Raw genomic sequence first — 12605 nt, forward strand, 5'->3', positions numbered from 1 at the left:
TCTGCAACGGATGGGCGATATTTATTCGCTTTCTCGTCACCGTAACATTTCCCCACTACACTTTCTGTGTTGCCCTGGCTCCTGTGCTGGCGGCTTATCGAGCCCCCTTTCATGCAGAATGCGCAAAGGATCATTAAAAGCTATCGCCGAAACCGCATTATGGTCTGTGTGCTGGTGGCTTTTATTACGCTCTTTCTGACTCTCGGCATTCGGTTTATTTCACAGCGCAATTTAAATCAGGAACGTATTCACACCTTTGTCAGCCACTCGGTGAATGCGCTGGATAAGATCCTGCTGCCGCTGCAGGCGGGCCGGGAAACCTTACAAGCCCTGGTCGGCGCGCCCTGCCCTGACGCCCATCTGACGCTGCGTAAAAGGGCCGCAACCCTGCAAACCGTGCGTTCTATCGCCCTGATTAAAGACGGTATTCTTTACTGCTCCAGCATATTTGGCGATCGCGATGTTCCCATTCGTCAGGTGCAGCCCGATCTGCCCTCCAGCCAGCCGCAGTTGGTTCTGTCGACGGACAAATCGCTGCTCAAAGGCAGCCCGATTTTGATCCAGTGGTATCCGGTTTCCGACAGCGGGGAAGATGGCGTGATGCAGATTGTGAATATCGATCTGATCACCAAAATGATGCTCGAGCCGCAGCGCCCGCTGATCACCGACGTCAGCCTGAACGTCGGGAACAAATTCCTGCGCTACGGGCAGAATGTCACCGACTCGCTGGCGTTCACTCAGGACACCATGATCCTGAGCCAGACCTCAGGCCATTTCCCCTTTACCATCACCGTCAGCGGGCCGGGAGCCAGCGAACTGGCGCTGATGAATCTCCCCTCTCAGCTTCCGCTTGCCGTCTTGCTGAGCCTGCTGCTGGGCTATATCGCCTGGTTTGCCACCGCCAGCCGCATGAGTTTTACCTGGGAAATTAACCTCGGATTAGCCGCACGCGAGTTCGAGCTGTTCTGCCAGCCGTTGCTCAACGCCCGGACGCAGAAATGCGTCGGGGTGGAGATCCTGCTGCGCTGGAATAACCCTCGCCAGGGCTGGATATCGCCGGACGTATTTATCCCGCTGGCGGAGGAACACAATCTGATTGTGCCTCTGACGCGCTACGTGATTATGGAAACCGTCCGCCAGATTGGCTATTTCCCGGCGAACAAGGGGTTTCATATCGGGATTAACGTCGCGGCCAGCCACTTCCGCAACGGCGTGTTGCTCCAGGATCTGAACCGCTACTGGTTCAACGCCCGCCCGAAACAGCAGCTAATCATTGAACTCACCGAGCGGGACGCGCTACTGGATGTGGATTATCGCATTGTGCGCGAGCTGCATCGCAAAGAGGTCAAACTGGCGATTGACGATTTCGGCACCGGCAACAGTTCCCTGTCGTGGCTGGAAAAACTGCGTCCGGATGTGCTGAAAATTGATAAGTCTTTCACCACCGCGCTGGGTACCGATGCGGTGAATTCGACGGTGACGGATATCATTATTGCCCTGGGGCAGCGGCTGAATATTGAACTGGTGGCGGAAGGCGTGGAGACACAGGAGCAGGCGCGTTACTTACGCCATCATGGGGTCAATATTTTGCAGGGATTTTTGTATGCGCGGCCGATGCCGCTGAAAGATTTTCCGCAGTGGCTGGCGGAGAGTTCGCCTCCGCCAGCCCCGCGTAACGGGCACGTGATGCCCGCTATGCCGTTACATTAAGCCTGATTACTCTTCTTCGTCGTGGGCGGACTGCTCTTTAACAATACGCACCATGTCTACCCGGTAATCATTCGCCTGCATGATAGTGATCTGCAGCGGCGGGAGTTCAATGATATCGCCGACGCGCGGGATTTGACCGTTCACGGCAATCACTAAACCGGCCACGGTCGCGATATCTTCTTCGTCGTTGATGACGTTATCGAGACCCAGCGTATGCTGCAGGGCGTGCAGGTCGGTGGTGCCTTTGACCAGCCAGCCGTCGCCATCGGCCACGATCTCTGGCGTTTCATCGGCGTCAGGGAACTCACCGGCAATTGCTTCCAGCACGTCCAGCGGGGTCACCAGACCCTGCACCACGCCAAATTCGTTGGTGACGATAACGAAGCTACCGCGGGCACGACGCAGGACGCCAAGCAGGTTGATCGGGTCCAGGGTTTCCGGCACCACAATCGCCGGGGAGGCCGCGGCAATCGCTTCGACGTTCACGCCCTCTTCCAGCGCCACCAGCATCTCTTTAGCACGCACCACACCGATGATCTCATCCAGCTCACCGCGACACACCGGGAACAGGCTGTGCGGCGAAGAGAGCAACTGCTGGCGAATTTCATCCACCGTCAGGTTGGCATCGACCCAGCTGATTTCACCGCGTGGTGTCATGATGCCGCGCAACGAGCGGGAAGCCAGGGAGAGGACGCCGTTAATCATGTAACGCTCTTCTTCCACAAACGCGCCTTCCGGCACCGGGACCGGGTTACGGTTCGCGGTTTCCGGCTGGACGTTGGTCTGACGACGACCGCCCATCAGACGCAGGATGGCGTCAGCGGTACGGGCGCGCAGCGGCTGATTGGACTGCTGTTTAATGAAGTTGCGGCGCGCAATCTGGTTAAACAGCTCGATAATGATCGAGAAGCCAATCGCGGCGTACAGGTAGCCTTTTGGAATATGGAAGCCGAAACCTTCTGCAACGAGGCTCAGACCGATCATCAGCAGGAAGCTCAGACACAGCACCACGACCGTTGGATGTTCGTTCACAAAACGGGTCAGCGGTTTAGACGCCAGCAGCATCACGGCCATCGCAATCACGACAGCGGCCATCATCACCGGCAGGTGGTTCACCATGCCGACGGCGGTAATCACCGCATCCAGGGAGAAGACGGCGTCGAGCACTACGATCTGCGCAACCACCACCCAGAAACTCGCATAGCCTTTACCGTGTCCATCGTCGTGTTGTCGGTTTTCCAGCCGTTCATGCAACTCGGTTGTCGCTTTGAACAGCAGGAAGAGTCCCCCCACCAGCATGATCAAATCACGGCCGGAGAAGGTGAAATCCATCACGGTGAACAGCGGTTTGGTCAGGGTGACCATCCACGAAATAACGGACAGCAGCGCAAGACGCATGATCAGCGCCAGCGAAAGGCCGATTAAACGCGCTTTGTCGCGCTGTTTTGGCGGCAGCTTATCCGCAAGGATGGCGATAAACACCAGGTTGTCGATACCGAGAACAATCTCAAGAACAACCAGCGTGAGTAATCCCACCCAGATTGACGGGTCCATTAAGAATTCCATGACAAGCTCCTGCTAAAGGAATGACTAAACGGCGCCCCGAAAAGCATGGGCGAAATGACGGTAGACGTGTGTAATGAGTGGCGAGGTTCGCCGGCGTGCGAGGCGCAAAATGGCCTGGAAGATGACTGACGTCGGTGACGATCCATACAGTGGGCTGTAGCCCTATACTCCTGGTTATTAAACGGAGGCTAAACATATCAGAGACAATGGCTTTTTAGCAAAGATTTACTTTCCTTTGCAAAGATCTGTTACAGAGTCGATTTTCATTTGAGATAAATCTCGTCTGCGTAGCTAAATTACGGATCTTCATCACATAAATTATTTTTTCACTATCTAAAATAATTCCCGGAAGTCTTCGTTAATTTAACTCTAACCCTTTATCTGAATCGATTCGGTGCGCCGGGGAAGATTCTCAGTACAACTGCCTGGCAGTTGTATTCATGATAATAAAAGGAGGTAGCAAGTGACCATTGCTATTGTAATAGGCACACATGGTTGGGCTGCAGAGCAGTTACTCAAAACCGCAGAGATGCTGTTGGGTGAGCAGGAAAACGTTGGCTGGATCGATTTCGTCCCTGGCGAAAACGCTGAAACGCTGATCGAAAAATACACGGCTCAGCTGGAGAAACTGGATACCCGTAGCGGGGTGCTGTTTCTCGTTGATACATGGGGTGGCAGTCCGTTTAACGCCGCCAGCCGCATTGTCGTCGATAAAGAGCATTATGAAGTTGTCGCGGGCGTCAACATTCCTATGCTGGTCGAAACGCTGATGGCGCGTGACGACAACCCGAGCTTTGACGAACTGGTCGCTCTGGCTGTCGAAACCGGTCGCGAAGGCGTGAAAGCGCTGAAAGCGAAACCGGCAGAGAAACCTGCCCCGGTCGCTGCCGCCGTGAAAGCCGCGGTTCCCACTAAACCGATGGGCGCGAACGATTACATGGTGATCGGGCTGGCGCGTATTGATGACCGTTTAATCCACGGCCAGGTGGCAACGCGCTGGACCAAAGAGACCAACGTGAAACGCATTATCGTCGTCAGCGACGAAGTGGCCGCCGATCACGTTCGTAAAACCCTCCTCACCCAGGTTGCTCCTCCGGGCGTTACCGCACACGTCGTGGACGTCGCCAAGATGATCCGCGTGTATAACAACCCGAAATATGCCGGTGAACGCGTCATGCTCCTGTTCACCAACCCGACAGACGTTGAGCGCGTGGTGGAAGGCGGCGTGAAAATCACCTCCGTAAACATCGGTGGTATGGCTTTCCGTCAGGGCAAAACGCAGGTAAACAACGCGATTTCCGTCGATGAAAAAGATATCGAAGCCTTCAATAAGCTGAATGCACGCGGTATTGAACTGGAAGCCCGTAAGGTTTCCACGGATCAGAGACTGAAAATGATGGATTTGATCGGCAAGGTTGGGAAATAACCCAGGCGCTGATTTTTCACATAAAGCTTATGTTATAGGAGAAGTACAATGGAGATTACCACTCTTCAGATTGTGCTGGTGTTCATCGTCGCGTGTATTGCGGGTATGGAATCCGTACTTGATGAATTTCAGTTCCACCGCCCACTGGTGGCCTGTACGTTGATTGGCGCCGTTCTCGGCGATATGAAAACCGGTATTATCATCGGTGGTACGCTGGAAATGATCGCCCTGGGCTGGATGAACATCGGTGCGGCAGTTGCGCCTGATGCGGCGCTGGCGTCCATCATTTCTACGGTTCTGGTTATTGCCGGACACCAAAGCATCGGTGCCGGTATCGCACTGGCAATCCCACTGGCAGCAGCAGGCCAGGTTCTGACCATCATCGTTCGTACTATTACCGTGGCCTTCCAGCACGCGGCGGATAAGGCGGCAGATAATGGCAACCTGACGGCGCTCTCGTGGATCCACGTCTCGTCCCTGTTCCTGCAGGCCATGCGTATCGCTATCCCTGCGGTTATCGTTGCCATCTCTGTCGGTACCAGCGAAGTGCAGAGCATGCTGAACGCGATTCCAGAAGTCGTGACCGGCGGTCTGAACATCGCGGGTGGCATGATCGTGGTCGTCGGTTATGCGATGGTCATCAACATGATGCGCGCAGGCTACCTGATGCCGTTCTTCTACCTCGGCTTTGTTACCGCGGCGTTCACTAACTTCAACCTGGTTGCTCTGGGTGTGATTGGTGCGGTGATGGCGATTCTGTACATCCAGCTGAGCCCGAAATATAACCGCGTCGCGGGTGCACCAGCGCAGGCTGCTGGTAGCAACGATCTCGATAACGAACTGGACTAGCAGGTGAGCGAAATGGTTGATATGACAAAAACTACCACCGAGAAAAAACTCACTCCGGGTGATATTCGTGGCGTATTCCTGCGTTCGAATCTGTTCCAGGGTTCATGGAACTTCGAACGTATGCAGGCGCTGGGCTTCTGCTTCTCCATGGTACCGGCGATTCGACGCCTGTATCCGGAAAACAACGAAGCACGTCGCCAGGCGATTAAACGTCACCTGGAATTCTTTAACACCCACCCTTATGTTGCGGCTCCGGTTCTGGGCGTAACTCTGGCGATGGAAGAGCAGCGTGCAAACGGCGCAGAGATTGACGATGGTGCCATCAACGGTATCAAAGTCGGTCTGATGGGTCCGCTGGCAGGCGTGGGCGACCCAATCTTCTGGGGTACCGTACGTCCGGTCTTCGCGGCACTCGGCGCGGGTATCGCGATGAGCGGCAGCCTGCTCGGCCCACTGCTGTTCTTCATTCTGTTCAACGCAGTCCGTCTGGCGACCCGTTACTACGGCGTGGCTTACGGCTACCGTAAAGGTGTCGATATCGTTTCTGATATGGGCGGCGGCTTCCTGCAGAAACTGACTGAGGGGGCGTCCATTCTCGGCCTCTTTGTCATGGGGGCCCTGGTGAACAAGTGGACGCACGTGAACATCCCGCTGGTGGTGTCGACCATCACCGGTCAGGATGGACAAACGCGTGTGACCACCGTGCAGACCATCCTCGACCAGCTGATGCCGGGCCTGGTGCCGCTGCTGCTGACCTTCGCCTGTATGTGGCTGCTGCGTAAGAAAGTGAACGCCCTGTGGATCATCGTTGGCTTCTTCGTCATCGGTATCGTGGGTTACGCTATCGGCCTGCTGGGTCTGTAAGTTTTCGCTTTATCCACCGGGGGCTTGCCCCCGGTTTTTTTATTCTGGAGGACGAATGACGGTTACGGATATCGTACTGGTTCTGTTTATTGTTGCCCTTCTGGCGTACGCCATTTACGACGAATTCCTGATGCCCCGCCGCCACGGCGAGACACTGCTCTCCATCCCCCTCCTGCGTCGCGGTCGGGTTGATGCTTTTATCTTCGCGGGTCTGCTCGCCATTCTGATTTACAACAATGCCATGAGCCACGGTGCATTATTAACCACATGGTTATTATGTGCGCTGGCATTAATGGCGATTTATCTCTTCTGGATCAGAGCGCCGAAGATCCTCTTCAAACGTCATGGCTTTTTCTTCGCCAATGCGTGGATAGAATATAACCGTATTAAAGAGATGAATTTATCCGAGGACGGCGTGCTGGTCATGCAATTAGAGCAGCGCCGCCTGCTCATCCGGGTGAAGAATATTGATGACCTCGAGAAGATATACAAATTAATGGTTAAAACTCAATGAGTTAAATTTATAGCAACGGCTATATATTGTCTCTTTTCGCGGCGAGCAATATATAGCCACAGCTATATTCCCGCCTGAATTAACTTATATTTATTAACGTTATTCTCACCAATAAATCTAAATGAAAATCGTTATCAACAAGTTAATGGAATAATACCTTCCTGTTGTTGTTTTATATTCTCAAAATATGTTAAGGTTGCGCCCGTCGTTGGGGAGTAGCCGATTTCCCGTCCCAGGGAAATGTACGTGTCAACATACTCGTTGAAAAACGTGGTGCGTACGGATCGCTTTCTGCACAGATTCTGTGCATTGAGGTCAGGCGAGACCATAGATACATCAACTGCTGTTTACTGGGGGCAGTGATGTGTCATATGGATATCCCCGGTCTGGACGCTTTAAATGAATATCTCCGCTACGATCCTTCTCGCTTTCGGCATGTCCATGGACGCTTTCGCGGCCTCAATGGGTAAAGGTGCCACGCTCCACAAACCAAAATTCTCTGAAGCCCTGCGCACGGGTCTTATTTTCGGCGCTATCGAAACCCTCACCCCGCTTATCGGCTGGGGACTTGGCATGCTCGCCAGCCAGTTTGTGCTGGAGTGGAACCACTGGATTGCCTTTATCCTGCTGGCGTTCCTCGGCGGGCGAATGGTGATTGAAGGGTGTCGCGGAAGTACAGCTGAAGACGAAGCGCCGATTCACCGCCACGGTTTCTGGCTGCTGGTGACCACCGCGATTGCCACCAGCCTGGATGCGATGGCCGTCGGCGTCGGTCTGGCGTTCCTGCAGGTGAATATCATCGCCACCGCGCTGGCTATCGGCTGTGCCACGCTGATCATGTCGACGCTGGGAATAATGGTCGGTCGCTTTATCGGCCCGCTGTTAGGTAAGCGAGCCGAAATCCTGGGCGGTATCGTGTTAATCGGGATTGGCGGACAGATCCTCTGGTCGCACTTCTACGGTTAACCCTCGCGCTGCCAGCAGTGAAGACTGAAATCTGTCTGGCAGCGAAACACCTCTTGTTTCCCTAAAGTTTCCCATACTTCCGGTTTTGCCCGCCACGCGAACGGCGTCATCTGGAGCAGCGCCACCGCCTCCTCGCCTGTCAGTGTCATTTCGTAGCCCAATGACTGCTCATGCTTCAACGCAAAACCGGCCAGTTGTTCGGAATGCGGGGCATGCAGGCGCACTTCGTCGTAAATCAGTCCTTTCATTTCCATCAGGTGTTTCGGCCCCGGTGTCACGGTGATCACCCATCCGCCCGGTTTGACGACCCGCGCCAGCTCTTCTGCTTTACACGGGGCGTAGATACGGATAATCGCATCCTGGCTGGCCTCTTCAAACGGCAGACGATGGCTCGAGGCCACACAAAATGTCACCTGCGGATAGCGCTTCGCCGCGGCGCGAATGGCCGATTTAGAGACATCCAGCCCCACCGTTTCGGCGCCTTTGCTTTTCGCCACCTCCGCGAAGGCTGCTGTGTAGTAGCCTTCTCCGCAGCCGATATCCAGAATCGACGTGGCGTTCTCTTCCATCACCGTGGCGAGCCGTTCAGCCACGGCATCACGCAGCGGCTGATAATGACCGGCGTCGAGAAACGCGCGACGCGCCTGCATCATCTCAGCGGAATCTCCCGGATCCCGGGAGCGTTTGTGCTGAACGGGCAGCAAATTCACATAGCCTTCTTTCGCCTTGTCAAACCGGTGCCCCTGCGGACAGGTATAGCTATTGTGTTCGTGCGTCAGCAGCGCGTGGCATAAGGGACAACTGAATGACATGGTAACTCCAGGCAATATCAAAGGGCGAAAGTGTACCGCTATTCGCCCTGGTATAAAACGCCTGGCTTAGCGCATCACGATAAGATGGTTAGAATCAGGTGGCAGGCCGTCGGGTTCGACGTTTTCAATGCGCAAAACATCGCCCATAATCTGGCTGAACACGGGTGCCGACACCGCCCCGCCGTAATAGCTGCCGTTTTGCGGATCGTTGATGACTACCGCGAGGGCAAACATCGGATGGCTGGCCGGCGCCACGCCTGCCGTGTAGGCCACGTATTTATCGACATACTTGCCATCGTCGCCAATCTTTTTCGCGGTGCCGGTTTTGATCGCCACGCGATAATCGCGCACCGCCGCTTTGATGCCCCCGCCGCCCGGCAGCGCGACGCTCTCCATCATATGTTCGACCTGATGGACAATCTCCTCCGGCATCACCTGGTGGCCCATCACCGGCGGATCGATGCGTGTAATCGACAGCGGGCGTTCCAGGCCGTAGCTGCCGATGGTGGCGTAAACGTGCGCCAGCTGCAGCGGTGTAACCATCAAACCGTAGCCAAAGGCAAAGGTCGCGCGGTCGAGCTGACTCCAGAATTTACGCTGCGGCAGCAGGCCGCTGCTCTCCCCCGTCAGCCCAAGTCCGGTGCTTGAGCCAAAACCGAAGCCCTGATAGGTATCCAGCAGGTGCTGAATGGGCATCGCCAGCGACAGGCGCGACACGCCCGTATCGCTCGATTTTTGTAAAATGCCGGTCAGGGAGAGTTCAGGATAATAGCCGACGTCGCGGATCCGGTGACCATCCAGCGTGTACGGATGCGTATCAATGACGCTGTCCGGTTTCACCAGGCCCTGCTGAAGCGCCGTCATCAGTACCAGCGGTTTGACCGTGGAACCGGGCTCGAAGGTGTCGCTGATCGCCCGATTGCGGAAATCGTTTAGCGTCGCCCCTTCGCGGTTGTTCGGGTTGAAGTCCGGGAAACTCGCCATCGAGAGGATTTCCCCGGTCTGGACGTTAATCAACACCGCCGCACCGGATTCGGCTTTGTTCCACGCCACGGCGTTATCCAGCGCATCTTCGGTGATGGTTTGTAGCCGCTCGTCGATACTGAGCTGAATGTTATGCGCCGGAACCGGCGAGACTTCTGTCAGGTTCTCAATGACGTGGCCGTAGCGGTCTTCCCTTACCCGTCGAACGCCCGGTTTGCCGGTTAGCTGGGCGTTAAAGCTCTTTTCAACGCCCTCAATCCCCTGCCCGTCGATGTTGGTAAAGCCGAGCAGATTGGCGGCCACGTGTCCCGCAGGATAAAAGCGGCGCGATTCGTCGCGCAGGTTAATCCCCGGTAAGTTGAGTTTGTCGATCCACTGGGCCTGGGAGGGGTCCACCTGACGGGCCAGGTAGATAAAACGCCCCTGAGGACTGGCATTGATTCGCGCGGCCAGGCTGCTGAGGGAGATATGCAGGGCATTCGCCAGGGCCTGCCAGCGGTCGTCAAAGCCGACGCCCCCTTTGGCGAGAACCGTTTTCGGGTCGGCCCACACGGCCTGAACCGGGACACTCACCGCCAGCGGACGGCCCTCACGATCGGTGATCATCCCGCGCGGCGCGTTTATCGCCACTTCGCGCAGGGAGCGCATATCTTCCTGTTTCACCAGGTTGTCAGGCTTGATGATTTGTAACCAGGCGACGCGGCCCAGAAGGAAGGTCAGGCTGCCTAAAATGGCGATGCAAAGCAGGACAAAACGCGCCGGGGTGAAATTTCCGGCAGGAGGAGTAGTTTTCTTTTTCACCCGAGCTCCAGGTCTGATAAACAACGCCCTGATTTAACGGGAAAAACGTGACTTTTGGTGCGAAAACAATGCTTCTAACCTCGTAGCTTTGCAACAAACTACTAACAGAAGCTAAAGAGGTAACATTTTGAAAGAAGAGGATTAAAAAAGCCCCGCACAGGCGAGGCTTGATGTCTGAGAGCGAAACGCTTAAGCGTTTCTGAATCAGCAGGGATTCGATCAGATAGCGGTTACGTTAACAGCAGCCGGACCTTTCTGGCCGTCCTGAATTTCGAACTCAACGTTCTGGCCTTCAGCCAGAGTTTTGAAGCCGTTACCCTGGATTGCAGAGAAGTGTACGAACACATCTTTGCTGCCGTCAGCAGGAGTAATGAAGCCAAAACCTTTAGACTCGTTGAACCACTTAACTTGACCTTTAATCTTTGCCATTTGCAAAATTCCTTAGATTGTTTTCTTAGCCCGCAGGCATTGACATAGATAAAACTGAGACATTACTGCATGAGGCACTAATATAAGGTTCGGCAGAGAAGCGGTATTCAACGACAACGTGTTTACTCAGGACTTCTTTACTGAAAATGCCACACATAAACAGAACTGTACCTCGTTTGACCCAAAACGTGTTATTACATACAACGAAAATTATGGCAAGCCATTTTTAAACGTGTCTAGATCCGCCGCACAAACTCTGATGTGACCTTGCGACATTATGCACAACTGCATGCACGCATGACCGCACGTCAACCAGCGCCTACCGTCAGACAGGAGCCCACAGAGGCCCTGTAATCTAAAGCAATTTTACCTTAGCTCAATCTTTGATATAGATCCAGCCAGCGCGGAATCTTTATTAGATGCAATGATTGAGTTAGAACAATTTGCGAAAAGTTATGCTGAAATCAACGTAAGGGTTTGAGTTTCACAATGAAATTTTCCGGTTATTTATTGTTCGCCTTCATCATATAAGTCTGAGACGCCAGTTTTCAGTTTTGCACCAAAATAATGAAACTTTTATGACCTTGCTTCAAAAGAAAGCAAGAAAAACGTTTCGATGGAAATACACGACAAGGGCCAGAATTGTAATAAAGAATATATTCAGCGCAGCGGCGAGAGATCACAGGGATAAATATTGACCAATTTTCAATATTCTAAAGTTGTCATTAATCTGGGCTACATTACTCAGCGCCTGAGTCAGTTCCAGCACCGGCTCGTCGAGGGACTCATCGGCCAGCTCAAACACGCCCCAGTGGATCGGAAAGGCGCGCGGCATTCCCATCTGCTGCCAGAGTGCGATGGCGGATTGCGGATCCATATGATGGGCCGACATGAACCAGCGTGGTGCATACGCACCGGCAGGTAGCGCCGCGGCGGTGATCTCCCCCAGCCTTTCGGGGATGGCGAGCAGCTGTGGGGAATACCCCGTATCGCCGCTGAACCAGAAACGTTGCGTTGTCCCTTCGAACACCCACCCGCACCACAGCGAACGATTTCGGTTCCAGAACGTGCGCATACTCCAGTGTTGAGCGGGCACTGCGGTAATCGCGAGCCCCTGAAAGATAGCGCTCTGCCACCAGTCGAGTTCAATAATGCTTTTCGCCCCGCGACGGCGGAACCAGTCGCCGAGGCCCAGCGGTACAAACACCCTGAGATCGGGAAAACGGCGCAGCAGGCGGCGGACAGTGGCGGAATCGAGATGATCGTAATGATTGTGAGAGATGACTAACGCATCGAGCCGCGGGAGCGTCTCAACGGAGATAACCGGTGGGGTTTTGCGTTCCGGCCCTACAAAGGGTAACGGAGAGGCGCGTCGGGAGAAAACCGGATCGGTCAGCAGATATTGCCCATCTAACCGCAGCAGCACGCTGGCATGCCCCAGCCACCAGACGCCATCTTCTGAGAGGTCGTTCAGCTCGGCAGGCTGCCACCACTGGCGGACAAAATCGTGATAACCAAGTGAAGGCGGCTTCGGTACTCCGGCCGCTTTACGCTCCTTTCGCCAGCGCTCGACGTCACCCGGCTGATGACCGGTGAAGTCGATATTGCGAAATCCGTCGGGGGTATGATGTTTGAGGGAGGGGTTATACCAGGGATTTTTCCAGACCACAGCCACCTCCCCCTT

General features: G+C 54.6%; 12 protein-coding genes and 1 pseudogene. 6 read left to right on the plus strand and 7 right to left on the minus strand.

The window, feature by feature from the left end; genetic code table 11:
• Positions 1–111: 111 nt before the first annotated feature.
• A complete protein-coding gene (locus tag QQF33_RS14335; protein WP_285158011.1) occupies positions 112–1710 on the plus strand; it encodes an EAL domain-containing protein in 1599 nt (532 codons plus the stop codon).
• A 6-nt stretch (positions 1711–1716) separates the two neighbouring features.
• Here the strand turns inward: QQF33_RS14335 and yoaE are convergent, their stop codons facing one another.
• Positions 1717–3276, minus strand: a complete 1560-nt coding sequence (yoaE, locus tag QQF33_RS14340; RefSeq protein ID WP_282494614.1) for a CNNM family cation transport protein YoaE — start codon at positions 3274–3276, stop codon at positions 1717–1719.
• Complete coding sequence (locus QQF33_RS25860) at positions 3264–3422, minus strand: protein YoaL (RefSeq protein ID WP_390888257.1); 159 nt, start codon at positions 3420–3422, stop codon at positions 3264–3266. Before QQF33_RS25860 ends, yoaE begins: the two co-directional genes overlap by 13 nt.
• A gap of 317 nt (positions 3423–3739) precedes the next feature.
• Here QQF33_RS25860 and manX point away from each other — a divergent pair, with 317 nt between their 5' ends.
• From manX to mntP, 5 genes are all read left to right on the plus strand, one after another.
• The gene (gene manX / locus QQF33_RS14345) at positions 3740–4702 is read left to right on the plus strand and encodes a PTS mannose transporter subunit IIAB (RefSeq protein ID WP_282494615.1); all 963 of its coding nucleotides are present in this window, start codon (positions 3740–3742) and stop codon (positions 4700–4702) included.
• Positions 4703–4750: 48 nt separating this feature from the next.
• Entirely contained in the window at positions 4751–5551 is an 801-nt protein-coding gene (gene manY, locus QQF33_RS14350) for a PTS mannose transporter subunit IIC (protein ID WP_285158012.1), read from the plus strand.
• Positions 5552–5563: 12 nt separating this feature from the next.
• Entirely contained in the window at positions 5564–6415 is an 852-nt protein-coding gene (locus QQF33_RS14355; protein ID WP_095282347.1) for a PTS mannose transporter subunit IID, read from the plus strand.
• A gap of 55 nt (positions 6416–6470) precedes the next feature.
• Positions 6471–6929, plus strand: coding sequence for a DUF986 family protein (locus QQF33_RS14360; RefSeq protein ID WP_285144276.1), 459 nt, complete (start codon positions 6471–6473; stop codon positions 6927–6929).
• Positions 6930–7328: 399 nt separating this feature from the next.
• A complete protein-coding gene (gene mntP / locus QQF33_RS14365) occupies positions 7329–7895 on the plus strand; it encodes a manganese efflux pump MntP (RefSeq protein ID WP_282494618.1) in 567 nt (188 codons plus the stop codon).
• On the opposite strand, the gene rlmA is transcribed toward mntP, so the two are convergent.
• The 5 genes and pseudogenes from rlmA to QQF33_RS14390 all read right to left on the minus strand — a co-directional run bounded on the left by rlmA (position 7892) and on the right by QQF33_RS14390 (position 12590).
• Positions 7892–8707 carry a 23S rRNA (guanine(745)-N(1))-methyltransferase gene (gene rlmA / locus QQF33_RS14370; protein WP_285149559.1) on the minus strand — a complete coding sequence of 272 codons (816 nt, stop codon included), beginning with the start codon at positions 8705–8707 and terminating at the stop codon, positions 7892–7894. The two genes, mntP and rlmA, sit on opposite strands and share 4 nt — an antisense overlap.
• A gap of 66 nt (positions 8708–8773) precedes the next feature.
• Positions 8774–10492 (minus strand): peptidoglycan glycosyltransferase FtsI, encoded by a 1719-nt coding sequence (gene ftsI / locus QQF33_RS14375; protein ID WP_285158013.1) that lies wholly within the window; start codon positions 10490–10492, stop codon positions 8774–8776.
• A gap of 219 nt (positions 10493–10711) precedes the next feature.
• Entirely contained in the window at positions 10712–10921 is a 210-nt protein-coding gene (cspE, locus tag QQF33_RS14380) for a transcription antiterminator/RNA stability regulator CspE (RefSeq protein ID WP_001062678.1), read from the minus strand.
• A gap of 12 nt (positions 10922–10933) precedes the next feature.
• Positions 10934–11078: pseudogene (locus tag QQF33_RS14385) on the minus strand (DUF2627 domain-containing protein).
• Between the two features lie 522 nt (positions 11079–11600).
• The gene (locus QQF33_RS14390) at positions 11601–12590 is read right to left on the minus strand and encodes an MBL fold metallo-hydrolase (RefSeq protein ID WP_285158014.1); all 990 of its coding nucleotides are present in this window, start codon (positions 12588–12590) and stop codon (positions 11601–11603) included.
• Positions 12591–12605 lie beyond the last annotated feature (15 nt).

This window comes from Lelliottia wanjuensis (assembly GCF_030238365.1).
GTDB classification, from domain to species: domain Bacteria; phylum Pseudomonadota; class Gammaproteobacteria; order Enterobacterales; family Enterobacteriaceae; genus Enterobacter; species Enterobacter wanjuensis.